The organism is Synechococcus sp. GEYO, assembly GCF_900473955.1.
GTDB lineage: Bacteria > Cyanobacteriota > Cyanobacteriia > PCC-6307 > Cyanobiaceae > Synechococcus_C.
In genome coordinates this window covers 26,450-51,267 of record NZ_UCNL01000008.1, presented here as the reverse complement: position 1 = coordinate 51,267, position 24,818 = coordinate 26,450, and the positions used below count along the sequence as shown (strand labels likewise).

General features: G+C 55.8%; 27 protein-coding genes and 1 tRNA gene. 14 read left to right on the top strand and 14 right to left on the bottom strand.

Annotation, left to right across the window (positions count from 1 at the left end; genetic code table 11):
• Positions 1–3: 3 nt before the first annotated feature.
• A complete protein-coding gene (gene trpD / locus DXY37_RS07360; protein ID WP_115126453.1) occupies positions 4–1,050 on the bottom strand; it encodes an anthranilate phosphoribosyltransferase in 1,047 nt (348 codons plus the stop codon).
• A gap of 207 nt (positions 1,051–1,257) precedes the next feature.
• On the opposite strand from trpD, the gene DXY37_RS07355 reads away from it, so the two are divergent.
• From DXY37_RS07355 to DXY37_RS07330, 6 genes are all read left to right on the top strand, one after another.
• Positions 1,258–3,009: an ABC transporter ATP-binding protein gene (locus tag DXY37_RS07355; protein ID WP_115126076.1), complete on the top strand. Its 1,752-nt coding sequence runs from the start codon at positions 1,258–1,260 to the stop codon at positions 3,007–3,009.
• Between the two features lie 72 nt (positions 3,010–3,081).
• Positions 3,082–3,333, top strand: coding sequence for a hypothetical protein (locus tag DXY37_RS07350; RefSeq protein WP_066906518.1), 252 nt, complete (start codon positions 3,082–3,084; stop codon positions 3,331–3,333).
• A 24-nt stretch (positions 3,334–3,357) separates the two neighbouring features.
• Positions 3,358–4,080: a peptide-methionine (S)-S-oxide reductase MsrA gene (gene msrA, locus DXY37_RS07345; protein WP_115126452.1), complete on the top strand. Its 723-nt coding sequence runs from the start codon at positions 3,358–3,360 to the stop codon at positions 4,078–4,080.
• The gene (locus DXY37_RS07340; RefSeq protein ID WP_115126075.1) at positions 4,077–4,265 is read left to right on the top strand and encodes a hypothetical protein; all 189 of its coding nucleotides are present in this window, start codon (positions 4,077–4,079) and stop codon (positions 4,263–4,265) included. The genes msrA and DXY37_RS07340 overlap by 4 nt, the downstream gene beginning before the upstream one ends.
• Before the next feature lie 65 nt (positions 4,266–4,330).
• A complete protein-coding gene (locus tag DXY37_RS07335) occupies positions 4,331–4,678 on the top strand; it encodes a hypothetical protein (protein ID WP_115126074.1) in 348 nt (115 codons plus the stop codon).
• Between the two features lie 17 nt (positions 4,679–4,695).
• A tRNA-Pro gene (locus DXY37_RS07330) sits at positions 4,696–4,769 on the top strand.
• Between the two features lie 131 nt (positions 4,770–4,900).
• On the opposite strand, the gene DXY37_RS07325 is transcribed toward DXY37_RS07330, so the two are convergent.
• From DXY37_RS07325 to DXY37_RS07310, 4 genes are all read right to left on the bottom strand, one after another.
• Positions 4,901–5,479 carry a Crp/Fnr family transcriptional regulator gene (locus DXY37_RS07325; protein ID WP_244277040.1) on the bottom strand — a complete coding sequence of 193 codons (579 nt, stop codon included), beginning with the start codon at positions 5,477–5,479 and terminating at the stop codon, positions 4,901–4,903.
• A 221-nt stretch (positions 5,480–5,700) separates the two neighbouring features.
• Positions 5,701–6,681, bottom strand: coding sequence for a PstS family phosphate ABC transporter substrate-binding protein (locus DXY37_RS07320; RefSeq protein WP_115126072.1), 981 nt, complete (start codon positions 6,679–6,681; stop codon positions 5,701–5,703).
• 59 nt (positions 6,682–6,740) lie between these two features.
• The gene (locus DXY37_RS07315) at positions 6,741–7,001 is read right to left on the bottom strand and encodes a hypothetical protein (RefSeq protein WP_115126071.1); all 261 of its coding nucleotides are present in this window, start codon (positions 6,999–7,001) and stop codon (positions 6,741–6,743) included.
• Positions 7,002–7,071: 70 nt separating this feature from the next.
• Positions 7,072–7,899: a 3'-5' exonuclease gene (locus DXY37_RS07310; RefSeq protein ID WP_115126070.1), complete on the bottom strand. Its 828-nt coding sequence runs from the start codon at positions 7,897–7,899 to the stop codon at positions 7,072–7,074.
• Positions 7,900–7,982: 83 nt separating this feature from the next.
• On the opposite strand from DXY37_RS07310, the gene DXY37_RS07305 reads away from it, so the two are divergent.
• The 3 genes from DXY37_RS07305 to DXY37_RS07295 all read left to right on the top strand — a co-directional run bounded on the left by DXY37_RS07305 (position 7,983) and on the right by DXY37_RS07295 (position 10,476).
• Positions 7,983–8,444: a peroxiredoxin gene (locus DXY37_RS07305; protein ID WP_115126069.1), complete on the top strand. Its 462-nt coding sequence runs from the start codon at positions 7,983–7,985 to the stop codon at positions 8,442–8,444.
• Complete coding sequence (locus DXY37_RS07300) at positions 8,441–9,187, top strand: DUF1350 family protein (RefSeq protein ID WP_115126068.1); 747 nt, start codon at positions 8,441–8,443, stop codon at positions 9,185–9,187. Before DXY37_RS07305 ends, DXY37_RS07300 begins: the two co-directional genes overlap by 4 nt.
• Positions 9,188–9,444: 257 nt before the next feature.
• Entirely contained in the window at positions 9,445–10,476 is a 1,032-nt protein-coding gene (locus tag DXY37_RS07295; protein WP_115126067.1) for a hypothetical protein, read from the top strand.
• Here the strand turns inward: DXY37_RS07295 and DXY37_RS07290 are convergent.
• Positions 10,437–11,018, bottom strand: a complete 582-nt coding sequence (locus DXY37_RS07290; protein WP_115126066.1) for a hypothetical protein — start codon at positions 11,016–11,018, stop codon at positions 10,437–10,439. The two genes, DXY37_RS07295 and DXY37_RS07290, sit on opposite strands and share 40 nt — an antisense overlap.
• Positions 11,019–11,182: 164 nt before the next feature.
• Positions 11,183–13,156, bottom strand: a complete 1,974-nt coding sequence (gene acs, locus DXY37_RS07285) for an acetate--CoA ligase (RefSeq protein WP_115126065.1) — start codon at positions 13,154–13,156, stop codon at positions 11,183–11,185.
• 263 nt (positions 13,157–13,419) lie between these two features.
• Here acs and DXY37_RS07280 point away from each other — a divergent pair, with 263 nt between their 5' ends.
• Positions 13,420–14,127, top strand: a complete 708-nt coding sequence (locus DXY37_RS07280; protein WP_115126064.1) for an HAD family phosphatase — start codon at positions 13,420–13,422, stop codon at positions 14,125–14,127.
• Here DXY37_RS07280 and sds read toward each other — a convergent pair.
• The 5 genes from sds to DXY37_RS07255 are packed head-to-tail and all read right to left on the bottom strand — an operon-like array spanning position 14,111 to position 18,619.
• A complete protein-coding gene (gene sds / locus DXY37_RS07275) occupies positions 14,111–15,082 on the bottom strand; it encodes a solanesyl diphosphate synthase (RefSeq protein ID WP_115126063.1) in 972 nt (323 codons plus the stop codon). The two genes, DXY37_RS07280 and sds, sit on opposite strands and share 17 nt — an antisense overlap.
• Before the next feature lie 40 nt (positions 15,083–15,122).
• Positions 15,123–15,911 carry a glutamate racemase gene (gene murI, locus DXY37_RS07270; protein WP_115126062.1) on the bottom strand — a complete coding sequence of 263 codons (789 nt, stop codon included), beginning with the start codon at positions 15,909–15,911 and terminating at the stop codon, positions 15,123–15,125.
• Positions 15,908–16,999, bottom strand: a complete 1,092-nt coding sequence (locus DXY37_RS07265) for an N-acetylmuramoyl-L-alanine amidase (protein WP_115126451.1) — start codon at positions 16,997–16,999, stop codon at positions 15,908–15,910. Before DXY37_RS07265 ends, murI begins: the two co-directional genes overlap by 4 nt.
• 5 nt (positions 17,000–17,004) lie before the next feature.
• Positions 17,005–17,826 (bottom strand): carbon-nitrogen hydrolase family protein, encoded by an 822-nt coding sequence (locus DXY37_RS07260; RefSeq protein WP_115126061.1) that lies wholly within the window; start codon positions 17,824–17,826, stop codon positions 17,005–17,007.
• A 52-nt stretch (positions 17,827–17,878) separates the two neighbouring features.
• Positions 17,879–18,619 carry a 2-phosphosulfolactate phosphatase family protein gene (locus DXY37_RS07255; RefSeq protein ID WP_115126450.1) on the bottom strand — a complete coding sequence of 247 codons (741 nt, stop codon included), beginning with the start codon at positions 18,617–18,619 and terminating at the stop codon, positions 17,879–17,881.
• Between the two features lie 63 nt (positions 18,620–18,682).
• Here DXY37_RS07255 and DXY37_RS07250 point away from each other — a divergent pair, with 63 nt between their 5' ends.
• Complete coding sequence (locus DXY37_RS07250) at positions 18,683–20,242, top strand: UbiD family decarboxylase (protein ID WP_115126060.1); 1,560 nt, start codon at positions 18,683–18,685, stop codon at positions 20,240–20,242.
• On the opposite strand, the gene DXY37_RS07245 is transcribed toward DXY37_RS07250, so the two are convergent.
• Entirely contained in the window at positions 20,217–21,218 is a 1,002-nt protein-coding gene (locus tag DXY37_RS07245; protein ID WP_115126059.1) for an extracellular solute-binding protein, read from the bottom strand. The genes DXY37_RS07250 and DXY37_RS07245 overlap by 26 nt on opposite strands.
• A gap of 96 nt (positions 21,219–21,314) precedes the next feature.
• Here DXY37_RS07245 and DXY37_RS07240 point away from each other — a divergent pair, with 96 nt between their 5' ends.
• Both DXY37_RS07240 and DXY37_RS13675 read left to right on the top strand, forming a co-directional pair.
• Positions 21,315–21,974, top strand: coding sequence for a Fe2+-dependent dioxygenase (locus DXY37_RS07240; protein WP_115126058.1), 660 nt, complete (start codon positions 21,315–21,317; stop codon positions 21,972–21,974).
• Between the two features lie 154 nt (positions 21,975–22,128).
• Positions 22,129–22,260, top strand: coding sequence for a hypothetical protein (locus DXY37_RS13675; RefSeq protein ID WP_256377369.1), 132 nt, complete (start codon positions 22,129–22,131; stop codon positions 22,258–22,260).
• Positions 22,261–22,381: 121 nt separating this feature from the next.
• On the opposite strand, the gene DXY37_RS07230 is transcribed toward DXY37_RS13675, so the two are convergent.
• Complete coding sequence (locus DXY37_RS07230; RefSeq protein ID WP_115126056.1) at positions 22,382–24,049, bottom strand: iron uptake porin; 1,668 nt, start codon at positions 24,047–24,049, stop codon at positions 22,382–22,384.
• A 621-nt stretch (positions 24,050–24,670) separates the two neighbouring features.
• Here DXY37_RS07230 and DXY37_RS13310 point away from each other — a divergent pair.
• Entirely contained in the window at positions 24,671–24,811 is a 141-nt protein-coding gene (locus tag DXY37_RS13310) for a hypothetical protein (protein ID WP_170951813.1), read from the top strand.
• The last annotated feature ends 7 nt before the right edge of the window (positions 24,812–24,818 follow it).

The following is a 24,818-nucleotide window of genomic DNA, read 5'->3' as shown; positions in this document are numbered from 1 at the left end:
CCCTCATCCTCCCTCGGCGGGGGTCAGGCCCTGGCGCAATTGCTCAAGACGCTTCCAGGCAAGGCCATCGCCAAGAGCCGAAAGAGCTCGCTGCGCCCCAGATTTCAGATCCATTTCCACACCCGCCACCCAAAGCACCAGCGCACAGTTGAAAGCAACGACATCGGCCTGGGCTTGAGTGCCGCGCCCCTGGAGTAGATCACTGAGGATCGCCTGATTGCAGGCAAGATCACCACCACGCAGCGCTTCGAGTGGTGCCTCCTGAAGTCCAAGATCAACAGGTGAAATGAATTCTGAACGCAGCGCGCCATTTTCGAGAATGCGCAGGGCGTTGGGTCCGGCCAGCGACGCTTCATCCAGACCACCAGCACCGTGAACAACAACGGCTCGCTCCTGGCGAAGACTCTGCAGTGCCTCGGCCATCGGATCCAGCAGGTCTTCGGTGGCGACGCCAAGCACCTGACCATTGGGTCGCAGAGGGTTCACAAGGGGGCCCAGCAGATTGAACACCGTCCGCACGCCCAGACTGCGGCGAAGTGGAGCCAGGTTCACCAGTGCTGGATGCCATGCCGGCGCAAAGAGGAAGGTCACTCCGGCCTGAGAGAGAGCATCCACCACCTGAGCCGCAGGTGCTTGGAGATGCAAGCCGAGCCCTTCGAGCACATCCGCTGAGCCCACCTTGCCACTGGCACTGCGATTGCCATGCTTCGCCACGTTGGCACCGCAGGCTGCAGCTGTAAAAGCTACGGCTGTCGAGATATTGAAGGTGTCCGCACCGTCACCCCCTGTTCCACAGGTATCCACCATCAACAAGTCCGGCCGTGCCCCTGGCAGAGGACAGGCTTCACGCAACACCGCTGCCATGGCACCGAGTTCTCCGCCATTGACACCACGTGCCCGAATGGCGGCTAGAAACGCCCCTGTTTGCACTGGCGTGAGTTCCTCCGAGAGCCATGCCCTCATCAATGCCGCTGCCTGATCAGGAACGAGCACTCCGCCGTTGAGCAGAAGTTCCAGTGTCTGAGGCCAGGAAACAGTTGCGGAGACCATGAGAAAAAGAGGCCTGGAGCCTTGGAGATCGACGGACAGAAAAAAGCCCGGGTGCAAATGCACTCCGGGCCGGGTGATGGGGACATCAACACTATCCCTTAAAAAGGATGCGATGGCCAGTTCAACGCCAATCGCAACCCTTCCTGCCGCATATCGTCTCCTGAGCACCAGCTCAATGCCTAGGTTGTTCGTTGTTCAGGGTTCGCGATGGCCGCTTTCCGCCTCGATCTGATCGGCCGCTACCTGAAGCCCCATCGCCGCACGGTGCTGATGGGTGCGATCGCTCTTGTGATCGTGAACATCCTCAGCGTCACCATCCCCCTCGAAGTTCGGCGGGTGATTGATGACCTTCAGGAGGGTTTCGCCTTCTCAGATGTGCTTGCACAGGCGGGCTGGATCGTGTTGCTCGCCACGAGCATGGGAATGGTGAGGCTGATCTCACGCCAGCTGGTCTTCGGAGTCGGGCGTCAGGTGGAGGTTGAGCTTCGGCAGAAGCTGTTTGATCAGATGCTGCAACAGGAGCCCGGATGGGTTCAGCAAACGGGCAGCGGTGAGGTGATCAGCCGTGCAACCAGCGATGTTGAAAACGTGCGCCGGCTCCTGGGTTTTGCAGTGCTCAGCCTGACGAACACCGTTCTGGCCTATGCCTTCACACTGCCGGCCATGCTGGCGATTGATCCCGGTCTCACGGTTGCCGCAATCTCCCTCTATCCGGTGATGCTCGGCGCCGTTCGCCTGTTCGGAGGGCGAATGATGCGCGAACAGCGTCGCCAGCAGGAAGCACTGGCAGGTCTGAGTGAACTCATTCAGGAAGACCTGTCAGGGATCGCCGCCATCAAGATCTACAGCCAGGAACAACAGGAACTGAATGCCTTCAGTTCTCGCAACCGCGGTTATCGCGACACCGCCATTCAGCTGGCACGCACACGCAGCACGCTCTTCCCACTACTAGAGGGCATCTCGTCCATCTCGCTGCTGTTGCTGCTTGCTCTTGGAAGCGGGCAACTCCAGCAGGGCAGCCTGTCGATCGGCGGCCTGGTCGCCCTGATCCTTTTCGTGGAGCGGCTGGTGTTTCCCACCGCTCTGCTTGGCTTCACGCTCAATACATTCCAAACCGGACAGGTCAGCCTTGAGCGGGTCGAGGAACTGTTGTCGCGACAACCACTGATCCGAGATCCGATCGAACCAGAGCATCTCGAACTGCCTGTGCGCGGTGAGTTGGAGGCTCGCAACTTGCACATCCGCTACGACGGATCCGATTGCGACACCCTTAACGGACTGAGTTTCCAAATTCACTCAGGCGAACTTGTGGCCGTTGTTGGTCCAGTCGGATGTGGCAAGACCACTCTGGCCCGCGCGCTGGGTCGCATGGTGGAAGTGCCCGCCAATCAACTGTTCCTGGATGGGCATGACCTCACCAACGTGCGCCTGAATGAACTGCGCGAACAGATCGCCCTCGTTCCCCAGGAGGGCTATCTATTCACCAGCAGCCTGGCGGACAACCTGCGCTATGGCGAACCCGAAGCCGACATCGAACGGGTTGAGGCAGCCGCTGAACAGGCCCGCCTGTTGGCAGATGTGCGCGGATTTCCCGATGGCATGAACACGCTTGTCGGAGAACGTGGAATCACGCTCAGTGGAGGCCAGAGGCAGCGCACCGCACTGGGTAGGGCTTTGCTGATGAAGGCTCCTGTTCTGGTCCTGGACGATGCACTGGCGAGCGTTGACAACAACACCGCAGCCGAGATTCTCGCTTCGGTCCGACGCCAGACACAACGCACGATTGTGATGATCAGCCATCAACTCTCGGCAGCCGCGGCATGCGACCGGATCTTGGTCCTGGATCAGGGACGGTTGGTGCAGCAGGGACACCACTCCGATCTGATTCAGGAACAGGGTCTCTACCGCAGTTTGTGGGAACGGGAGCAGGCCGCAGAACGGCTGGAATCGGTGGCCTGACGCAAAGGTTGCGCAACGAACGGGCGACAAAACCTGGTGCCTCGGCTTAGCTGGAGTCTCTGCTGCCGAACCATGACGTCAGGTACCCCTTTCTCGGTCCGCTGCACCCTGACGTTCGGGGATATCTACGGACAGATCCTGGCCTGGATGGCTGTGATTTTTGTGAGCCTTGCAGCAGGGCTGGCCCTAATGGGGTCTTCACGACCGGTGTTTGCCCTGGTGGGAGTCGGCTTGATTCTTGTGCTCAGCGTTCCGTTTCTGCTATTCGCCTTCGTCACCACTCTGCTCAATCACATCCGCCTGGATCCGATGACATCTGCCTAGGGTTGCGACACAGACAAGGATGTGATGCTGCCCAACTGGCTCACGGGTTCTCAGCAAGGACAATCAGACGGCAACGCTGACGAACGTCACGTTGTTCTCGGAACGCCACTCAAGGCGCCTCTGATGGAGGACCAGGAAGAAATTGTTTTTGGCTGCGGATGCTTCTGGGGCGCTGAAAAAGGTTTTTGGCGGTTACCCGGTGTTGTCTCCACAGCCGTGGGCTATGCCGGCGGCCAGACTCCATCTCCCAGCTACGAGCAGGTCTGCAGCGGACGGACTGGTCACACCGAAGTGGTGCGCGTGGTTTACAGCACTCCAGCCATCGACGTCAGCGACCTGCTCAAACTGTTCTGGGAATGTCATGACCCCACGCAAGGGGACCGCCAGGGCAATGACCAGGGCAGTCAGTATCGATCTTCGATTTACACCACCACCCCTCGGCAGATGCAACTGGCCCTGGCCAGTCGCGACTGGTACCAAAAGGCTCTGACTCAGGCCGAACGGGACAGCATCACGACCGAAATCGCAGCCGACCGAACCTTCCATTTCGCCGAGTCTTACCACCAGCAATACCTGGCGCGTCCCGGCAGCAGGCCCTACTGCTCCGCCATGCCCACCGGGATCAGCCTCGATGCCTTTGAAGGATCCGACTATCGCTTACCCACTCAGGTCTGGAACCATTACGACTGGAGCATCAGTCACTGCGTCTTGCGTGGTGACAATAGTCCGATCCAGCTCCAGACATGAATGACTCCCTTCCCGACAGGGTGGTGATCGCTGTGATCGCTTTGACGGTGATCCTGGTCTTCGCGATGGCCTTTGCTCTAAGACCAAGGTCGGATCATGAGCGTCCATTTCTGTGGCGTGATCCTTCTCCTAGCCCTCCAGCACAGGTGAGAGCTTCCCTTCTGAGGGAAACCCTGGCGATCTGACCACTCCCTCCCCTCTGGTCAAACCGACCTGGCAAGGTTGGTAGCGACTGGACTCCTCGCGCGGCGTGCCCACCATTCCCGAGCCGAAGCCCCCTCGTCGTCTGCATCCACTGCCGAGTGGCCTGGTGGAGCTCTATGGCCTGATTGCTGTGCTGGTGGTGCTGATTCCTGAGTGGATCGCGGATGGCACCCTGAGTCTTGGCGAAAACAAACGACGCTCCAATCTGCCGATTGCCTCCAGAGCCTGGAGAACGCTGCCGGAGCTGCAGCTGGCCTCGATGAATCTGGCGGCGTTGCGTCAACTGGGCAGACAACTGCGACTTTGGGGGTATGCGGGCGACAGCCGTGACAGACTCACAACAAGACTGCTGACACGCATCAAGCGACACACCAAGAGCGGGAATGCCTTGTGATAGCTTGCATCTGCCGTCGGGGCGTGGCGCAGCTTGGTAGCGCACTACTTTGGGGTAGTAGGGGTCGTGGGTTCAAATCCCGCCGCTCCGATGTCACAGTCCAATCGATTGAATAGGCCCCTTATTTGAGGGGTCTTTTTTATGCAATTCTCTGTAATCTGCTCAGGACCAAGAACAGCAACACCTAAGGAAAGAAGCAAGAGTTAATCTCTCAAGGCTCATTCATTTGCAGGGCAAATGGGTGATCACAAGGTGACGTTGGCCGTCGATCTTGAGCCATCCTTCGTCTCTGAGCAAACCGATGACCCTGGTCACCGTGACACGGGTGGTGCTCAGAGCACTCGCCATCTCCTGATGGGTCAGGCGCAGATTGAGACGCAGTCCATGCTCACAGGGCTGGCCGTAGTCCTGTGCAAGCAACTCCAGAAAACCTCTAACACGCTCCTCAACACGACGCAGACCAAGCAGAGAAAGCAGATACTCCGACTGCCGATGACGGAGGACAACCGCTCCCAACAGATCGTTGGCGAGGTCCTGTGACTCACGCACCTCACCCATCGTCATGCAGAGAAGGTCCGAGTCGGTGAGCGTCACAGCCTCATAAGCCTGCACCGTGCTCAATGGCTCGCCGAACGTCTCGTTAGGACCAGCCAAGCCCAGCAGCAGTTCATCTCCATGGACAGAAACAGCCCCGAGCTTCACCATGCCATTCACGACAAGCCAGAGCCTGTTTTTGTGCAATGGCACAACATTTCCCGCCGCAAGGTGCAAGCGATTTCGATTTTGAATACTGGAGTCCAGAAGGCGAGGCCTTTCTTTTTGTGATTTTGATTCTGGAGGAAATTCGACAGCATCGACTGACGATTCCCTACCGACGAGTGTATGGAGCGCAACATCACACACCCAGACGAAGAGCCCGCAATCGAATCAATAAGGAGTGGTCAAAAGTATCGAAAGATCAGGGCAAAAATGATCAATCGATGGATGTCAAACCTGGCAATGATCGATCAGCAGGCCTGCAATTACTGAGCAATCCGTTCAACGACAGGCCGCGACTTGCTGAGCATTTCAGCCTCCAGCGGAATCAAGCCAAGCTCGGCAACCTGGCTCTGAGCCTGGCTGCTGAGCATGAAGTCAAGCGCGGCTCTGATCGCCGGCGTGTTCTTGCCGTTCCCAGACCTGTAGGCCAGAACCCAGATCAGATTGACGATCGGATAGGCACCCTCGAGCGAAGGGTTGGGGCTGCTGCCAGCAAGATTGAAGTCCAGTTCGATGGCCTTGAGGGCCTTGGCCGCTGAGATCAAATTGGGTCGCTGAAACTCTCCGGCCTTGTTCTGCAAGGCAGCAGCCCTGACACTGCCGCTGAGATGGGACAAACCGAGGTAGCCGATCGCTCCCCTCCTTTTTTCAATCGCGGCAGCTACTCCGGAGTTCCCCTCCGCAGCGATCGCATGATCTACTGGCCAGCGAATCGAAGCGCCAGTTCCAAACGGCCATTGCGAGGCAAACGCCTGCATGGATTGAGTGAAGGCATCAGTGATCCCAGAGACATCAGATCGATACACCCAGGTCAGAGCACCGGACTCACAGCCGAGCTGCTTCCAGTCGGTGATCCTGCCGCTGGCCAGCTGAACAGCCTGCTGCTGGGTGAGTTTCAGATCGCACCCAGGCTGGTTGTATCCGAAAGCGATGGCCCTGCCAGCAATGGGGATCTGAACCACACCACGCCTCACCTTGGCCAAATCCTTCGGTTGCATTGGAGCATCGGACACCGCGAAATCAACGGTCTGCCTGATCAAGGCCCATTGAACCGAAGCTGAACCCACTGAGCGATAGCTGACCTCAGGACCGCCTGAGCTGGCCATCTGGGCAAACCAGTTTCGGTAGAGCCTGGCGGGGAGAGAGGCACCGACACTGGTCAGAGACGACTCGGCAAACGCGGAGACAGCGCTTGCAACGGCAAGCAGAGAAAACAGGGTGAGAGCCTGGCTGGCAAAGCTCATGGGTGGCCTGAGGGGAAGCGACCTACCCCTAGCGGAGAGCAGACCCAGGCAGCACTGAATCAATGCTCATGGGTGGATGCAGCTGAAGGCAAGCGCGTCGATGCCGAATAACTCGTCAGCCATCGATTCACTCGCGACCGCTGACAGGAAGGAACCTCCTCCAGCAAATGTGAGAGCTCCAGAGCACCGAGACGCTTCAGTTCACGCACATCGACATGCCAGAGGCACTCCGCCTCGCGAATCAGGCGCGCCCAAGTCCGGACCTGCTGCCAGCGCTGCAGGCGAGATCGAATGGAAGGCGTATGCCTGGGAGAGTCCATGATGTCACCCTGGCTGTCTGAGCAGCAGCATTGGCAAACCCACTACGAGGCTTCCGACTGCTAAAGCAAATCAGGAAGCCAGGGGCAATTCAAGATCAACAGGCACAACAGGGAAATCGAGTGTGCTGGCCTCCCTCACCGATAGACGCCTAGCCCAGGCTCCTTTCACCGGTTCATTCCAGCGGAAACCGGCATCCCGAGCGAGATGGCGTTCGTCGTAAGACACCTGAGCACGCATCAGCTGACGCGGCTCCAGACCACGCTCGATCAACTGCTCAAGGTCATCACAGCGACGAAAGACTTCCGCCAAGTAAATGCAATCGGTGAGAGCACGATGTGCGGCCCAAACGGGGATTTCATAGGCCAGGGCCAGATCACGCACCGATGGCCTTGACCTGAGCTGACGATCCGCAGGCCAACGCATGTCCTCCATGCTGCAGAGCCAGCGTTTCTCAGTAGAAGGCAGGTGACCACGCCCGAACCACTGGCGGTCGAAGGCAGCGTTGTGGGCCACCAACACATCGGCAGCATCCAGCAACGACTGCAGATAGTCGAGGGCGGGTCGCCAGGGCTGAGGCAGGGTGGTTGCGGAGGCGGGAATACGATTGATCGCCTCTGCGGCATTTGCCTCCACCGGCAATAGAAAAGATTGCTGAGCCAGCACCTGACGGCTGGAAACGTCGAAGAGAATCACCCCCACCTCAAGGCAGTGGTCCAGCTGCGGATCGAGCCCTGTCGTTTCAGTGTCAACAATCAACAGCGTGCGTGCTGCAGCGGCGCGATCAGCAGCTGACTGCGGCAAGGATTGAGGTGTGACGTGAGGCGGCGAGACAGGAGACGGTGAGCCACCGCCTAACGACAGCAAATCGAGCTGACCTGGTACGGATTGGTTTTCCATGCGCTGACCTCCCTCCTGGATCGCTCTATTCTCCGTCTTTTATCCACGCTTCCTAAGGTTTGCCACCAATTCGATTGCTTGGCATGGCCCTCACCGTTAGTGACAGCGTTCCGTCCATCAACCTGGAGGATCACGAAGGCAACAGCTGCGCCATCAGCGAGCGCAACGGCACGCCCCTGGTATTGTTCTTCTATCCGAAAGACGAGACTCCGGGCTGCACAGCAGAAGCCTGCGGATTCCGGGATTCCCACCAGGAGCTGCAACAGCTTGGTGCTCAGGTCTGGGGCGTCAGCGGTGACGATCTGGTGAGCCATCGCCGCTTCGCGGAACGCCATCAGCTGCCGTTTCCCCTGTTGAGCGACAGTGACCAACGCCTGCGCCGAGCATTCGGTGTTCCGAAAACACTCGGCCTGCTGCCATCCAGGGTCACTTACGTGATTGATGGCCAAGGTGTGATCCAGCACGTGTTCAACAACCTGCTCGATGGCCCGGCCCATGTGCGCGAAGCCATGCAGGTGCTGCGTTCGCTGCAACCCAGTCAATGAGCAACTGGGCTCGCTTCCGTGACTGCTGGACCCTCTACCCGCGTCAGCCACGCGGGTTAGTCGAATTCGTGGGAGGCAGCTACCTCGCAGCTACACCACAGATCAGTTACCGGCGTCTGCTCGAAGGAGTGGCAGCCCGTGGGATCGCCATCCACGCCTGGAGCTATGTGCCAGGTTTCGACCACCAGCTCCAGGCACGCGAAGCCTGGAGTGCCATGCGCGCCTGTCGCTCACGACATCAGGACCGGCTAGGACCGCTGCCATCACCTCTGCGCCTCGGCCACAGCCTCGGTTGCAAACTACATTTGCTTGCTCCCGATGGAGGGCGAAACTGCAACGGCCTTGTGGCGCTCAGCTTCAACAACTTCACCGCAGATCAGTCGATTCCCCTGCTCGACGTGGTGGCGCCAAGCCTGGGAGTGAGCACCGAATTCAGTCCGAGCCCAAAGGAAACCCTGCGCTTGATCGAGCGTCAGTATCTACAGCCACGCAATCAGGTGGTGCGCTTCAACAAAGACAAGATCGACCAGAGTCTCGATTTGATCACGGCACTGCAGGCGCGCAAAGGAGACTGCAGCGAACTGCTGAGGTTGCCTGGAGATCACCTCACACCCGCCAGCGCCGGTCTACGCAGACAGTTTCTGGGCGACTGGGCGGAAGGCAGCGACCGGCAGCAACAGGTGAATCGCCTGCAGGACCTGATCGCCTCCTGGGCTTTGGGAGGCTCCGTCTGCTCTCATTAGCCACTAAACGCTAAACCCACCAGTGCTGCGATTCAGCAAAATCAGCAAGTGCCATTCAAAGACAATTCATAGACAAACAGAATCGAATCTCAAGATGACATGCATGCCATCCCCCCACACTGCCAATATGAACAGGATATAAATCCCGTCGGCCAATCAACAATCAAAGAATCAATCCAAGAAATCACACTTGAGGCCGCTGCCACAGCCACTCAAATCGCAAATCAAGTATTGTAGACATCTTCTCAAACACAGGAATGCAAAACGAAGAATGGGATTACCTCTTAAAAAAATTTAGAAGGCTTGGTGGCACGGCTGACAACATCAAACTAAAGAAAGGCAAAAACGGTCGGGGAATTTTTTCAATCAACCCAGGCGACAGGTCAAAAATAATGACGCCTAAAAATATACTCATTAAGCGTAGTGACATTCAACTTTGCGACAACAATATATCGATCAAAACGAATTCTAAAACAGCGAAAGTCGAAAAAGAATTTATCGAACACTACTACAATGAACTCTCTTGGGGCAACGGGGGAAGAAGGGATTCCCAAACATTCCTAAGCCAAATCTTGTCAATGCCAATATCAATCAAAAGCGACCTGGCAAGATATCGTTTTATAGACAAAAGAATATTGGATTACCAAGACAACGCTGAGACACTTCTAGAAAGATTTATTGACGAAAGAGCATTTCAATTCGAGGGAGAAAGCGTTTTAGTCCCAATGCTCGAACTCGTGAATCACAGCAACTACGCACCACCATTCCGGGCCACCAAAGCCGGTATAGAAACCCCACCATTCCCCCCGACACACTCAGAACTATTGCATAAGTACAGCGGCAAAAATAGCCCAATGAGCTTATGGCGAACCTATGGATTCTCATCCAAAGGCATAGCCGCCTATAGCATTCCCTTTGAGATCAGAATCAATCAACTATCAATTATTTTTAGATGCTTCGGACAACAAGAAGCGGGAAACGAGAGCAGCAGCACAGGAACTATTGATTCGAAAATTTTATCGATCGACTCTTTCCCCGCAGGATGCCAATCCCACAAACTACCATTCGCCAACCTTGTTTCAATCATTGCTCCCATGGGAGCCAAGCCTGATATCGCCAAAAACCTGATTGCATTCATTCAAAACATAAACATCCAAGCCAGGGAAAAATTGTTGGATGCCATTCAAGCACAAGAGAAATACCAAGCGCCTGAGCTCTGCGCAGCCTTAAGATATGAAATCGAGATGATTCAAGCCTCTCTAGAGGCCACAGAATCATCTAAACTTTGAAGAACATCCTCACAAAAGCCGGCACCTAGCGATGATAAAAACTCGACAAAATTCAAATCATAAATGATATCACTATTTCTAGAAATTAAACCGAAAGCATGCGATTTCAGCCCTGGAATATCATTCAATCTGTAAACACTCATGATATTCAAAAGAGCACAAGGACTATTAGGTTCAAGAGAAAGGGCACGCATGATTTCATTTCTCGACTGGTCAAGGTCACCAATGTCTTTATAGAGAGCACCTAATTTCATACGCGCATCAAACAGATCAGGACTAAGCGATACAGCCTGCTTGCAGCGACTAATGGCTTTTCTTAAACGACCAGTTTCCTGGCAGATATCAGCCAAATTCAAAAACACTACAGAATGCAAGTAGCCTGATTTAATGATCTTCTCATAGGCTGTTTCAGCGCTAAGCAAATGACCATTATGCTGATGTCTTAAAGCCTCCTGGAACAACAAATCTACATCTATACGCACTTGTCTTTTAAGAGCAGACTTTTGAGCCTCAGGATTCTTTGATGGCCCGAACCCAGTCATGGAGAGAACAAATCAACAAACGAACAATAAGCCACTGAACATCAACACCAGCCAGAAACAGAGAAAAGAATTCAAACCAGCAAGCATTCCAAGAAAATCAAAACCATTAGATAATCAATCAGTGCATAAAACAAGGTGTTGTTGAAATTCAGGCAAAAGACAACTCAGCTGCGAAGCCGATCAAGCACTGAACGATCCTCCAAATTACTGGTATCACCAGTGATTTCCTGGCCGGCGGCGAGGGCGCGCAGGATCCGGCGCATGATCTTGCCGCTGCGAGTCTTGGGCAAAGCATCACTGCAGCGGATCTCATCTGGCCTGGCAATCGGGCCGATTTCCTTGCCCACATGGGCCCTCAACTCTGCAATCAGAGACTCATCTGACTCCCGTCCCGCTTCGAGGGTCACGAAAGCGACAATGCCTTCACCTTTGAGGTCATCGGGACGACCGACAACAGCAGCCTCAGCCACGGCCGGATGACTAACCAGAGCAGACTCGATCTCCATGGTGCCGAGGCGGTGACCGGAGACGTTGATCACGTCATCCACACGCCCCATCACCCAGAAGTAACCATCAGCATCACGACGTGCGCCATCACCGGCAAAGTAGATGTGATTGCCGTCAGCGGGACGGATGTGCTCCCAGTAACTCTCTCTGAACCGCTGAGGGTTGCCATGCACAGTGCGCATCATCCCCGGCCAGGGACGACGCACAACGAGGTATCCGCCTTCATCGGCTCCAACCGTGTTGCCATCGGCATCGACCACGTCGGCTTCAATGCCGGGCAACGGCAGTGTGGCTGAACCGGGCTTGGTAGGGGTTGCTCCAGGGAGTGGGCTGATCATCACACCACCGGTCTCGGTCTGCCACCAGGTATCGATGATCGGGCAACGACCGGAACCGATCACATCGCGGTACCACATCCAGGCTTCAGGATTGATCGGTTCCCCCACGGTGCCCAACAACCGCAGGCTGCTCATGTCGTACTGATCGGGCACCTCACGGCCGTTTTTCATAAACGCCCGAATTGCGGTGGGAGCGGTGTAGAAGATCGTGATGCCGTGCTTCTGGATCAGCTCCCAGAACGCTCCGGGCTTGGAGGGACGCGGCGCCCCCTCATACATCACTGTGGTCGCACCGTTGGACAGCGGGCCATAAACTATGTAGCTGTGACCCGTGATCCAGCCCACATCCGCTGTACACCAGTAGACGTCATCGTCGCGAATGTCGAAGATCCACTGGAATGTTAGATGGGCCCAGAGGTTGTATCCCGCAGTGCTGTGCACGACACCCTTGGGTTTGCCGGTGGAGCCTGAGGTGTAGAGCACGAAAAGACGGTCTTCACTGGCCATCGGTTCCGCGGGGCAATCGGTGCTCTGTGCCTCGACCAGGTCATGCCACCACTGATCACGACCTTCAGCCATCTGCACCGCCTGCTTGGTGCGCTGCACCACCAGAACGGACTGCACTGTTGGGCAGCTCCCGCCGGCAAGAGCTGCATCAACAGCTGGCTTCAGAGACACGGGCTTGTCCTTGCGGAAGCCGCCATCGGCCGTGATCACCGCCTTGGCTTCACCGTCGATCAGACGATCACGCAGGGCTTCGGCTGAAAAACCGCCAAAAACAACGGAGTGAGGTGCGCCGATGCGAGCGCAGGCGAGCATGGCGATGGCTGCCTCAGGCACCATCGGCATGTAGAGCGCCACAAGATCGCCCTTGCAGATACCCATGGCCTTGAGGGCATTCGCAGCTTTGCAGACCTCGGCATGCAGCTCGCGGTAGGTGAACCGTCGCACGTCGCCTGGCTCACCTTCCCAGATCAGTGCCGTTTTATTGGCCTTGTCGCTCTGGAGATGTCGATCCAGGCAGTTGTAGGAGATGTTGGTGGTGCCACCTTCAAACCAGCGAGCGAACGGCGCATCCGACCAATCGAGGACTGATTCGAAAGGCGTGAACCAGGAGAGTTCCTTGCGCGCAGCGTCTCCCCAGAAGGCTTCAGGGTCCTGGCGGGCTGCGTCGGACATGGACCGGTAGGCCTGCATGCCACCGATACGGGCGGAACGAGAGAAGTCGGTAGGCGGCTCAAAAACCCGTTGCTCCTGAAGAACGCTCTCGATGGTGGATTTCTCGCTCGTCATCTGGGATTTGCCTGTTGCGCCTAGGGCAAAAGATAGTGGCCGCGGCGGATTCAGACAGAACCTTGGATTAAACCGTTTCGAATAGCTGAACACTCCCTTCTGCTGAAGTGCGATCAGTGGTCAATGGTTAGTGGTCACTCAATGGAAACCCCGATCAGAATGGTTGAGGTTCATGGAGCAGACATGTCTGGGCTGGATGCAGACCTCAGTCCCATTCGCGCCGAGTCTTTGATGCGTGGCAACGCCAGCCAGAGGGGTGATCTCTGAATCAGCTCACCAGCCCACCCAAGGCCTGCCTGTTTGATCTCGACGGTCTATTGATTGACACCGAGCCGCTGCATGCATGTGCCTGGCAACAGGCGGCACTCCATTTCGGCAGCGAACTCGCGCAGGACCAGCTGATCCAATTGCAGGGCCGCCGCCGGCTCGATAACGCAAAGCTCGTCTGTTCCTGGATCAATCAAGCGATCACACCGGAGCAACTGCTCGCCATCAGGCAACCGATCGCAGCACAGCTGTTGCCTGAAGCCAAGGCCATGGAGGGAGCAGAATCGCTGGTGCGCACGGCCGAACGCTTTGGCATTGCGACGGCTTTGGTGACCAGCAGTGACCGAGCATCAGTGCAACACAAAACAAGCAATCACCCATGGGTGAATGGTTTGCAGCTGATGATCTGCGGAGATGATCCCGATCTGAAGGCTGGAAAACCAGCTCCGGATCCCTTCCAGCTTGGAGCTGATCGCCTGAAGGTGAAGGCTGAAGAGTGCTGGGCCTTCGAGGATTCCAGGGCCGGATGCGAATCAGCCTTGGCGGCAGGGTGCATGGTTTGGCGACTGCTTCGAACGACTGAGAAGGCTGATCAGCTTGAACCCGTCGAGCAGGGTTTACTGCAGGCTGATCGACTGGTTGTCATCAGCCAACTGAGCGAGGCCCAACGCTGCCTTGAATCGATCGTCAGTAGAGACGACTGAGAACGAAATCGGGGAGCTCCAGCAAGGCGGTGCGATAGGGGGAATCCGGAAGCCAGGTGAGCGCTTCACGAGATTCCTGAGCGAAGGTTTCAGCCAGTTGACGGGTACGAGCAATCGCATCCGACTCACGCACGATGCCAAGGGCTTCGTCGAGATCACCCTCGTTGCTGAATTCCCGTTCGATCAACACACCCATGGCTGGATTGCGCTCAAGGGCATAAAGAGCCGGTGCGGTGAGGTATCCACTAGAAAGATCGCTGGCGGCAGGCTTGCCTAGTTGCTGATCACTGGCTGTGAAATCAAGAATGTCGTCCACCACCTGGAAGGCCAGACCCAACTGGCGTCCGTAGCGGTAGAGCGATTCCAGCTGAGGCTCGGTGCAACCACTGAGAACACCAGCAGCACGAGCGCTATTAGCAACCAGAGACGCGGTTTTGCAGTAACTCTTTTCCAGGTAGGTCTCGAAGGTCTGGCCCGTGTCGTAACGGAACAGACCCTGCTTCACCTCACCATCAGCCAGATCCATGATCACGCGGCTGAGCAGCTTCACCACATCGAGATCATCGAGATTGGCGAGGTGCCAGCTGGCTTGCGCAAACAGAAAATCACCAGCCAGCACGGCCACACGGTGATTGAAACGGCTGTGAACCGTTTCGACGCCACGCCTGGTTGCGGCTTCATCCACGACGTCATCGTGAACTAGCGAGGCTGTGTGAATCATCTCGGTTATCTCTGCCAAGCGGCGATGCCGGGATGTGAGCCCACCGTCGCTGGAAAGAGCTCTGGAGATCAAGAGCACAATGCCGGGCCGCAAGCGCTTACCGCCTGCACTAAAAAGATGCTCAGCAGCTGCTTGGAGGATGGGGTGACCCGCTCCGATCAAACTGCGCAGGTCGCTGAGCAAGATCTCTAGATCCGCCTCGACTGGCTCCAGCAAATCGGTGACGGTGGTCATGAATCCTCTCAGTGCGCAGATCTTAGAAGGCGTGGACCTGTCACTGCAGTTGCACCAGCTCAACCCGTGGCCGTTGCCCCAGCCAGGGCGTGGCACGGTCTGCGAATCCGTCAGCATCAGCCGTGACACAAATGCGAGTCGCCCCAATAGCAAGGGGCTGATCCAGGCCTCCGGGGACTGGCTTCCCCAGCAAGGCATCGAGCTGGCTGGCTACGGCCATGGCGGGATCGATCAGCCGGATGGAGGGCGGCAACAGATTGTTGAGCAGCGGCACCAGCAAGGGATAGTGCGTGCAGCCCAGAACCACAGACTCCACAGAAGCCTCCATCAGAGGTTGCAGGTAGCGACTGGCAGCATCAAGGAGGGCCTCAGAACGCAGATCTCCACTTTCAATCAAGGGAACGAAGTCAGGACATGCCTGCTGCACCACCAGCGTTCCTGGATGCAGAGCCTCGATGCTTTCCCGGTAGGCACCCGATGCAACGGTTGCCGGTGTGGCCAGCACGCCGACCCGGGTTTCCCGAACCATGGCTGCGGCAGCTCCAATCAGGCCGACCACAGGGACACCTGCTTGGCCTTCGGCAACATCTCTGGCCAACGCATTGGTGGTGTTGCAGGCCATCACCACAGTGGAGATCTGATGTTGGCTGAGCCACCTCACCACTTCTGAAGCAATCGTACGGATTTCAGCCGCTGAACGACTGCCGTAGGGCACACGAGCCGTATCGCCGAGGTAAATCACCTGCAGGGATCCATGGCGTTCCAGGACCCGACGCAAGACCGTTAGTCCGCCAAGGCCGCTGTCAAACATGCCAAGACGGATGGTCATCGCAACCCCTGCAGATACTCAAGGATGCCGGTGGCAATGGCCAGAGAGAGCCGCCGGCGATGCGCTGCGCTAGCCAACCTTGGGGAGTCGAGACTGCCAGTAACAAAGCCTGTTTCCACCAAGACCGAAGGCATAGTGGTGCGGCGGATCACAAAGAAGCGGCCGCGACGGACTCCGCGATTGGGGCTTCCAGGAGACACATTCAGCACCTGTTGCTGGATATGTGCGGCCAGCCGTGCAGAGCGAGGATCGGAGAAATAGAAGGTCTCAATTCCGTTCACTTCTGGACGAGACATGCTGATGGCATTGGCATGAATGCTCACAAAGGCCGTTACGCCCAGTCGGTTGGCCAGCGACACCCTCGGCGGTAAATCAACATCCACCTCTGCGGTTCGAGTGAGGGTGACCTGAACGCCCTTGGCCTCAAGCAATCGCGCCACTTGAAGCGAAACATCGAGAACAATTTCCGACTCGCGAATCCCTCTGATCCCCACCGCGCCAGGGTCAGGTCCGCCATGGCCTGGATCGATCACGACGTTGTAACGACCTCGAGGCACACTCGGCAGCCCTTCCGCATTCACCGGAGTTTTTGTGGGCTTGATACGAACGCCGCCCCAGCGTCCGGAGCTAGCCCGATTGAGATCGCCTTCCCCGATGGTGCGCAGGCCTCTTGTGGGAAGCCCTACAAACATCAACTTCCAACGATCCGGTGAGGTGCCGATCAGTCGTAACTGGCCAGGATCAAGTTCAACGCCAGGATTGAACTCGATCACCAGACGCGTGGCCCCGGGGTTGGGCTTGCCGAGTCGAACCTCGCGAACCGGTCCAGAACCACGCAGCTTGCGTGTGCGGCTCAGCTCACCTGGGAAATCAATCCAGACCCTGGGCCCACGACCGGCTTCACCGGCTTCAAAGAAAGCATCGAGGCGCGCTCCCGTGGCCGTGCGCAACTGAAGGACCCCATCACGACCCAGCGACCAAGCCGCAAGGGCACTGGCGGCCCGTGCGGGAAGGGCCATCAGCAAGCCAGCGCTCTGGACAACGAGAGCAACCAGCAGAGCGCTGAAACGACGAGGGAGCCGAGGCATCAGATTCAGAACAGTGCGGTTCTGCGATGCTTCAGGCAAGGCATCTGAGTACGAATGCGCTCGAGATGATCAAGGTCAACCGGAGCGACTGCTGCACCGGTGCTCACCCCGGCATCGGCGAGCACCGTTCCCCAGGGGTCAATGACCAGGGAATGTCCATGATTCTGTCGTCGTCCTGCGTAGACACCTGTTTGTGCTGGGGCAAGCACATAGGACGTGTTTTCAATCGCACGGGCCTGCAGAAGCACCTGCCAGTGGTCCTTACCCGTAAAAGCGGTGAAAGCGGCGGGAATCATCAACAACTCAGCTCCTGCTCCGATCAGATCTCGGTAGAGCTCAGGGAAGCGCACGTCGTAGCAAATCGACAGCCCCACACGACAGAGTCCAGGCACATCCACAACGGGTGGAGGCGTCGTGCCTGGGCTGAACGAGGCTGACTCGCGATAGGAACTACCGTCCGCCAGGTCCACATCGAACAGATGGAGTTTGTCGTAACTGGCAAGAATCTGACCATCGCGGCCCACCAACTGCGCGCGTTGATAGGTGTGCTCACCGTCCCCGACGGGGACAGGGAAACCACCTCCAAGAATCACCACCTGATAGCGACGCGCCATGGTGACCAAAAAATTGGAGGCCTGTTCTGCCAGGGAGGAAGCCAGTTCAAGGCGCCGTGAATCCTCTCCGAGAAAGGCAAAGTTCTCGGGTAACCCGATCAACTCGGCTCCCCGACGTGCGGCAAGGTCGATCTGTTCCTCAGCAGCCGTGAAATTGCTTTGCGAGTCAGAACTGCTGGTGAGTTGCACGGCCGCCGCCAGGAAATCACGCACAGAGATCAGAGTTCAGTCGATAAAATGGTATGGCTGACGCGAGCTCCGCGCTTTAGACAGGCACGGCTCGTAAAACACCAGGTTCGACCTGGGTCGGAACGACGGGAATCTGATCCAACGCAGCGCAACAGCTGAAATCGTCATCGTGATTGCCAATCCCGATCAGCCTCTGACCATGCGAAGCGGTGCGTAAGCAGGCCTCCGGATCATGCTTCCACTGATTCCAGAGGGCGAGTGCAGCCTGAAGTTCATCATTAGCAACCGAGGCTCCGGCCGATACGAGCAGCTCTCCGATCGCTCCGGCAGCCAGAGAATCCTCCAGGGAATAGGTGCCTTCCCAACCACTGCCAAGAATCAGAATCCGCTCGTGTTGGCCTGCCAGCAACCGCTCGGCAACTGCACGCCTGTTAGGCAGAGCCGCCGTGACAACGCAAGCGACATCGCGAACCCGCTGCAATGCGCGGGTGCCGTTGGTGGTGCTCATCAGCAATCGCTTGCCCTGAACCACCTCAGGGGTCACCGCCACCGGGGAGTTGCCAAGGTCAAAGCCGTCGAGCATGCAACCGCCGCGCTCCCCCAACAGCAAACGGGAGGATTCAGACCATTGCTGCGCCTGGGCACGCAGTTCATCGAGGTCCGCGAACGCCTGAACCGCTTCGGCGCCGTTGTGCAGCGCCCAAGCAATCGTGGTCGTGGCACGCAGGACATCGATCACGACCGCTGCATCAGGTCCGTCGGCGGTACCAATCGTGTCGGGAACATCCGCGGCCGCATGAAAATAGGAAACCTGCATGGCCACACTCACAGTCAGCGTGCGTCACAGTACCGAGATCACCCCCGCTGAGGTGGCTTCCAGATGGCTCTGTTCCGCTCCGGTCCCAGTACAAGGGATCTGCGCGCCTTCATTCAACTGTTGGAGGAGCGGGGTCAACTCAAGCGGATCACAGCCCCGGTGGATCCCGATCTCGAGTTGGCAGCGATCGCCGATCGCGTGCTGGCCAGCGGTGGACCCGGATTGTTGTTCGAAAACGTGATCGGATCCTCCATGCCGGTCGCCGTCAACCTGCTCGGCACCGTAGAGCGTGTCGTCTGGAGCATGGGCCTCGAGCACCCAGAACAACTGGAAGACCTGGGTGAGCGTCTGGCGCTTCTGCAACAACCACGCCCGCCCAAGGGATTAGGGGAAACCAAGAAATTTGCCCGCGTGTTCTGGGATCTGGTGAAGGCAAGACCAGATAGGGATCTGTTGCCTCCCTGCCGGCAGCAGGTGTTTGAAGGCGATCAAGTCAACCTCGACAACATCCCCCTGATCCGCCCCTGGCCAGGCGATGCCGGGGGGGTCATCACGCTCGGACTGGTCATCACCAAAGACCCCGAAACCGGTGTCCCCAACGTGGGGGTATATCGGCTTCAGAAACAGTCGGTGAACACCATGACCGTGCACTGGCTGAGCGTCCGCGGTGGTGCACGCCATTTGCGCAAAGCGGCAGCACTCGGCCAGAAACTAGAGATCGCCATCGCGATTGGTGTGCATCCACTGCTGGTGATGGCGGCTGCCACACCCATTCCTGTGCAATTGAGCGAATGGTTGTTCGCTGGGATTTACGCCGGCGAGGGCGTCAGGCTTACCCCCTGCAAGACCTTGGATCTCAAGGTTCCGAGTCACAGTGAGGTGGTGCTGGAGGGCACGATCACGCCCGGCGAGCTGATGCCTGATGGACCCTTTGGCGATCACATGGGCTTTTACGGGGGCGTTGAAGACTCACCGTTGGTGCGTTTCCACTGCATGACGCAACGCAAAGATCCGATCTTTCTCACCACATTCAGCGGCCGACCTCCCAAGGAGGAAGCGATGTTGGCCATCGCGCTGAACAGGATCTACACACCGATCCTGCGCCAGCAGATCCCAGAGATCAAGGATTTCTTCCTACCGATGGAAGCGCTGAGCTACAAACTCGCGGTAATTTCAATCGACAAAGCCTATCCAGGACAGGCCAAGCGCGCCGCGATGGCGTTTTGGAGTGCCTTGCCGCAGTTCACCTACACCAAGTTTGTGGTGGTGGTCGACAGTCACATCAACGTGCGTGATCCCCGCCAGGTGGTCTGGGCCATCGCTGCTCAAGTGGATCCACAAAGGGACCTGTTCACCCTGGAGAACACGCCATTCGACACCCTGGACTTCGCCAGTGAGCAACTTGGCCTTGGAGGACGTTTGGCAATTGACGCCACCACCAAAATCGGCCCTGAGAAAAACCATCCATGGGGCGAACCTCTGAGCAGACCAGCCGATCTAGAAGAACGCGTGACGGACCGCCTGGACGAACTGGGATTAACCGATATCAGCAACAGGGAGCCGAACCCGGAATTGTTCGGCTACCTGCTGGATCAGCTCATTGCCAACCGGACTCAGCCATGAGCTGAATGGCCTTGGGATTGAGTGAACTTAACTGAGAGATCGTCACATTGTCAGGGGTGAACTTGGTCATCCCTTTGAGATAGGTCGAGCCACCAACACCAGTGAGCGGGAATTCAAAAGTGGGACCTGCAATTCCTCTGCTTCCATCAGGGGATGCCATGAATTCAATGAGTTCAACAGCAGCTGATTTGTTTTCGGCAAATTTAGACACAGCCGCTGCACTGATATTCACATGCGCAGGATTGGGCATCACAATTTTTACCTGATTGCCAAGCTTCGTATCCTTCGCACCATTGACACCAGCTCGCATTCGGGCGAGATAGTAGTGATTCACTACACCAACACCGCACTTACCCTGAGCCACTGCGCGAATGAGCGCGATATCACCCGGGAAGTAAGGCTGGGAGACATTGGAAATCAAACCCTTCAGCCAAGACTTGGTTTTTGCTTCACCGCGGATTGCGAGCTGATCAGCAACCAAAGACTGGTTATAAACATTTTTACGATTACGAAGGCAAACTTTGCCTTTGAGATCGGGAGACGCTAATTGCGCGTAAGTCTGCACCTGTGATGGCTTGACCTGATTGGGATTAATGATGATTGCACGCACACGTCGTGCGATACCAAACCAACGATTACCTGGATCGCGATAACGTGCAGGAACTTCAGAATTCAACTTTGCAGAGTTGATCGGCTGAAACAGGCCAGCTTTTGCAGCATTATTGATTCTGGCTGCATCAACAAGAATGATCACGTCAGCCTTGGTGTTACTTCCCTCTCGCTTAAGACGCTCAACAAGAGAGATACCTGCTGCTTCGATCAGGCGGACCTTGATACCGGTTTTCTCAGAAAATGCCTTGTAAGTCTGACGGTCCGTATTGTAGTGACGCCCTGAATAAACTCGAACTTCTTCGGCGTGTGCGGCAGCCGCCAAGAAAGACAGCGACGCGAGCAATGGGATGGCAAACAGCTTCATAAAACACAAGAACCCACCTGAGGTTGTCCAAGAAAAACCGGTTCGTCTTGCACAATTAGCACTAAGCAAGAAAACATTTGATACACCTGTAAAGCAATGAACCACATCAAGCTTCAATTGCTCAACAACGAAGAGTGCGAAAAGCTTTTAAGAAAACTTTGCGATGCGGAGTGGATTGATGGAAAGACAACTGCAGGATCTCAAGCAAAAACAGGTAAAATAAATGAACAAATCAAGCAATCCTCTCCCCTAAGAGCTGAGATTCATGCCTATGTACAAAAAGCGATGTGGGCTCATCCGGCCATTAAAAGCTTTTGCCTGCCACGAAAACTCCATCGCTTTTTAATCAGCAAAACAAGCTTAGGAGGAGGCTATGAAAGCCATGTGGACAATGCCTATATGAGCAGCGGCAGGAGCGATCTATCTTTCACTTTATGCTTGTCAGATCACAATCAATTCAAAGGAGGATCTCTTGAAGTTGATACTGTGATGGATTCGGTTGATCTTGAGCTCGAACAAGGAGAAATCGTAATCTACCCAAGTACATCGATGCATCGCGTGAACACAGTCACGGAGGGTGTGCGTATCGCTTGTGTGGGCTGGATCGAGAGCTATCTGAAAAATGAGATTGATCGCGTCACACTGTTTCAGCTGGATAGTGGCGCTAAAGGACTGCTGGCCAAACATGGTCGCAGCGAAGAACTGGATCTCATTTTTCTTGCCTATACGAATTTGCTGCGATCGTTGGGCACATGAAAAAGCATCGGTCATTCCTTAAAATGAAAGTTGTCCATCACTTAGTCGTTCTGACATGAAGAGATCTACTCTCTCCGTTTTCCTTGCCGGCGCTACAGCACTAAGCAGTGCAGTTGCAGTACCCGCGGCATTAGCCGACATTCCAACCGGTGGGATGCAGGAATGGAGCACCGACCAAGACATCGATGCAGAAGCCAAAAAAGATGCCGACGCCAAAAAAGCAGCAGAAAAGGCTGCTCAAGAAGATCTTTGCGTGCCGATTGGCGAGGGTGAAAATTGCTGGTGAATTCCTGAGCGATTTCCACAGTTTGAGAAAAGAGACCCAATGGGTCTCTTTTTTTGTACCTCATAAATAGACAAAAAAAAACTCCCTTTGCAGGGAGTTTGATGAATTTAACAATTCCGAATCAGAAGCGGAAAGTTGTTTGGACAAGGTAGCCAAACATGTTGAAGGATTCAGCACCCTTGCCACCCCACTTATCGGAGGTACCTGTGAGTTGTCCATAGGGACGTGACAGGTAGAAGATGGTGGGAGTCACAGAAATGTTATCTGTAACTTGGAACTGGTAGTACAGCTCCATGGAATAGTTGCCATCGTCAGGGTACTCACTGCCCTCAATTTGAGTGGTGAAGTGAGACTGAGCAATAGCAGCACCAAGAAGGTTGCCCTTCATGAATGCATCCTTCCAGTTCAGACCAACGAACCAGCTCTGGGATGTAGAAGAAGCATCTCCAGCAGCACCAGTCAAATCATCGTTAGATGAGAAGGACGACAGGCCCCAACCAGCACTGATGCTAGGCATCCAGCCAGATTCAGTGGGCTGCCACCATGCACGCAATGCAACCGAATTAACGGAGTCATAGCTGGTTGTGGAGTAACCAGTACCGGTCCAATAGGCGTTCTTTTCGCCACTAGGAGTTCCGTAACCCTTGAAACCACCTTCCTGAGCATACTGATATGCAGCAGAAATGTTCCACTGAGGACTGCCATAAGCAATCTGGGTCAGCCACCTAGCACTGGATTCGTTAGTGCCGATGCCACCACAGCTTTTACCTCTTACACAGCTGTGGTCACCCTCAGATGCGTTGTAGCTGGTGGAAACAGTGAATCTAGGATCAGAGAAGTTGTCCTTCTGCTGTCTCCAAGCAAGACCTGCACCAGCTGAGGTGCTGGCGCCATAGGCACCGTAGTAACCGCCAAGCTTGAATTGCTTGAGGATTTGGCGGTAAACGCTTGGAGTAGATCCAAGCATGTAGTAGGACTCAATTCTGGGACCTACATAAGCTGTGAAGCTTGAGCCGATGGGGAACTGGTACCAGATCTTGTCGACCTTCAGTGTGCCGCCGTTGGAGTTACCAACTGAGAGATCAGCCAGGTCAGACTGACCGTTTCCATCGCCACCGTAGAAGTTCTTAGAGAAGTTACCGGTCTTGATTCGGGTGTACAGCAAGTCCTTACCAGTGAAGCTGGTATTCAGATCAAACTGAGCGGTGTAGTTGAAGGTAACAGCGTCCTGACCGACGTACTTGTCTCCTTCACCCAGACCATGGTTGACAGCGTTGCCATCATCGCCGCCATAGGAAATACCACCCAGAACCATGTCAACCTTGCCTTTCAGCTTGGTTGTCGTGGAGAACTGAGTTGCTTCCAGTTCACCGACGCGGGCTTCAAGACCGTCAACACGGCCCTTCACGATGGCGAGTTCCTTTTCGAACTCCTTCATCAGACGCTTGAGCTCGTCGGTCACTTCGGTGACGCGGTCGAGGCAGGCGTTGAGCAGTGCAGCCGCTTCAAAGCGGGTCATTGCACGGTTGCCGCGGTAGGTGCCGTTGGGGTAGCCAGCGACGCAGCCGTAGCGCTCGATCAGGTTGCTGAGAGCCTGATAAGCCCAGTCAGTCGGGTAGACATCGGAGAACTGGGTGATGCTGGTGACCTGATCCACAGCAACTGCGTCAGCAGACACATTTGCGTAGTCGGAAACACCGGCAACATTGACTTCAGTTGCACCAGCAGCAATTGGAGCCAGCAGGCCCAGAGCAGCAGGAGCAACAAGCAGTTGCTTGAACAGTTTCATTGATCCTCACACCAATAAAAGAGGAAGAGGCATTTGCCTCGCACCGTATTAAAACGCACAGAAAGCGACTCCGCTACCCAAAAAGCAGTCAGGACGAGAAACAACAGAGAGCTGAAGCCCAGAAACGTTGGCGAAAGAACATTTCCAGCAGGATCAGGCCAGCTCGCTTAGCGCAGAAAACCAGATATTCCGACACCTCAATCTGGACTGGAAAGCCATGACTGCGATGCAGAGAGGGGCACAAGAAACGCTCAGGTCCCTTGACCTCACTGCATTTAATAGAAATGAATCGAATTTCAAGTCCGGGGCAGCCGCGCGGCACCGAGCACCTGCGCAAAAATTTTTTGCTCGCTGGATGCAGCGATCGAGCGCTTGAGACGAATCACGATCGCCAATCCACAAACCGAACACCCTGGTGACAAATGAAGCTCCTGCTCGTAAATCCAGTCACTTCCAGAACGGGTCCAAGCAAGACACCAGCGCCATGGCTCTAAACCATTCACCATTCGATCAGCGACAACCCAAACAAACGCTCAGGCTCATTAATCACCCTGCAGAGCATCAGAACTTCGCCCAAACCTTCAAAACAATCCATAAATTATCCGAAGCATGAAATAAAGCATGGACGCTACTCACGAACTTCATCGGCAACAACTCATCAATGCTTATAACAAAGCAGTTAAAAGGAAAGATTGGCAAGCAGCTCGTAATTATCGTGATGAGCTCAATATTTTGATTGCCAAAAAAGTTGCTCTATCTTGACCCCCCA

What these genes read in the sequence shown, in the direction of transcription:
- DXY37_RS13310 (WP_170951813.1), top strand. Translation starts at nt 24,671, where the DNA reads ATGGACGCTACTCACGAACTTCATCGGCAACAACTCATCAATGCTTAT.
- msrA (WP_115126452.1), top strand. Translation starts at nt 3,358, where the DNA reads ATGCTGCCCAACTGGCTCACGGGTTCTCAGCAAGGACAATCAGACGGC.
- DXY37_RS07355 (WP_115126076.1), top strand. Translation starts at nt 1,258, where the DNA reads ATGGCCGCTTTCCGCCTCGATCTGATCGGCCGCTACCTGAAGCCCCAT.
- acs (WP_115126065.1), bottom strand. Translation starts at nt 13,156, where the DNA reads ATGACGAGCGAGAAATCCACCATCGAGAGCGTTCTTCAGGAGCAACGG.
- DXY37_RS07310 (WP_115126070.1), bottom strand. Translation starts at nt 7,899, where the DNA reads ATGGAAAACCAATCCGTACCAGGTCAGCTCGATTTGCTGTCGTTAGGC.
- DXY37_RS07315 (WP_115126071.1), bottom strand. Translation starts at nt 7,001, where the DNA reads ATGGACTCTCCCAGGCATACGCCTTCCATTCGATCTCGCCTGCAGCGC.
- DXY37_RS07340 (WP_115126075.1), top strand. Translation starts at nt 4,077, where the DNA reads ATGAATGACTCCCTTCCCGACAGGGTGGTGATCGCTGTGATCGCTTTG.
- DXY37_RS07245 (WP_115126059.1), bottom strand. Translation starts at nt 21,218, where the DNA reads ATGAAGCTGTTTGCCATCCCATTGCTCGCGTCGCTGTCTTTCTTGGCG.
- DXY37_RS07290 (WP_115126066.1), bottom strand. Translation starts at nt 11,018, where the DNA reads ATGACTGGGTTCGGGCCATCAAAGAATCCTGAGGCTCAAAAGTCTGCT.
- DXY37_RS13675 (WP_256377369.1), top strand. Translation starts at nt 22,129, where the DNA reads ATGCAGGAATGGAGCACCGACCAAGACATCGATGCAGAAGCCAAAAAA.
- DXY37_RS07350 (WP_066906518.1), top strand. Translation starts at nt 3,082, where the DNA reads ATGACGTCAGGTACCCCTTTCTCGGTCCGCTGCACCCTGACGTTCGGG.
- DXY37_RS07295 (WP_115126067.1), top strand. Translation starts at nt 9,445, where the DNA reads ATGCAAAACGAAGAATGGGATTACCTCTTAAAAAAATTTAGAAGGCTT.
- DXY37_RS07255 (WP_115126450.1), bottom strand. Translation starts at nt 18,619, where the DNA reads ATGCAGGTTTCCTATTTTCATGCGGCCGCGGATGTTCCCGACACGATT.
- sds (WP_115126063.1), bottom strand. Translation starts at nt 15,082, where the DNA reads ATGACCACCGTCACCGATTTGCTGGAGCCAGTCGAGGCGGATCTAGAG.
- DXY37_RS07300 (WP_115126068.1), top strand. Translation starts at nt 8,441, where the DNA reads ATGAGCAACTGGGCTCGCTTCCGTGACTGCTGGACCCTCTACCCGCGT.
- DXY37_RS07320 (WP_115126072.1), bottom strand. Translation starts at nt 6,681, where the DNA reads ATGAGCTTTGCCAGCCAGGCTCTCACCCTGTTTTCTCTGCTTGCCGTT.
- DXY37_RS07305 (WP_115126069.1), top strand. Translation starts at nt 7,983, where the DNA reads ATGGCCCTCACCGTTAGTGACAGCGTTCCGTCCATCAACCTGGAGGAT.
- murI (WP_115126062.1), bottom strand. Translation starts at nt 15,911, where the DNA reads ATGACCATCCGTCTTGGCATGTTTGACAGCGGCCTTGGCGGACTAACG.
- DXY37_RS07230 (WP_115126056.1), bottom strand. Translation starts at nt 24,049, where the DNA reads ATGAAACTGTTCAAGCAACTGCTTGTTGCTCCTGCTGCTCTGGGCCTG.
- DXY37_RS07250 (WP_115126060.1), top strand. Translation starts at nt 18,683, where the DNA reads ATGGCTCTGTTCCGCTCCGGTCCCAGTACAAGGGATCTGCGCGCCTTC.
- DXY37_RS07240 (WP_115126058.1), top strand. Translation starts at nt 21,315, where the DNA reads ATGAACCACATCAAGCTTCAATTGCTCAACAACGAAGAGTGCGAAAAG.
- trpD (WP_115126453.1), bottom strand. Translation starts at nt 1,050, where the DNA reads ATGGTCTCCGCAACTGTTTCCTGGCCTCAGACACTGGAACTTCTGCTC.
- DXY37_RS07265 (WP_115126451.1), bottom strand. Translation starts at nt 16,999, where the DNA reads ATGCCTCGGCTCCCTCGTCGTTTCAGCGCTCTGCTGGTTGCTCTCGTT.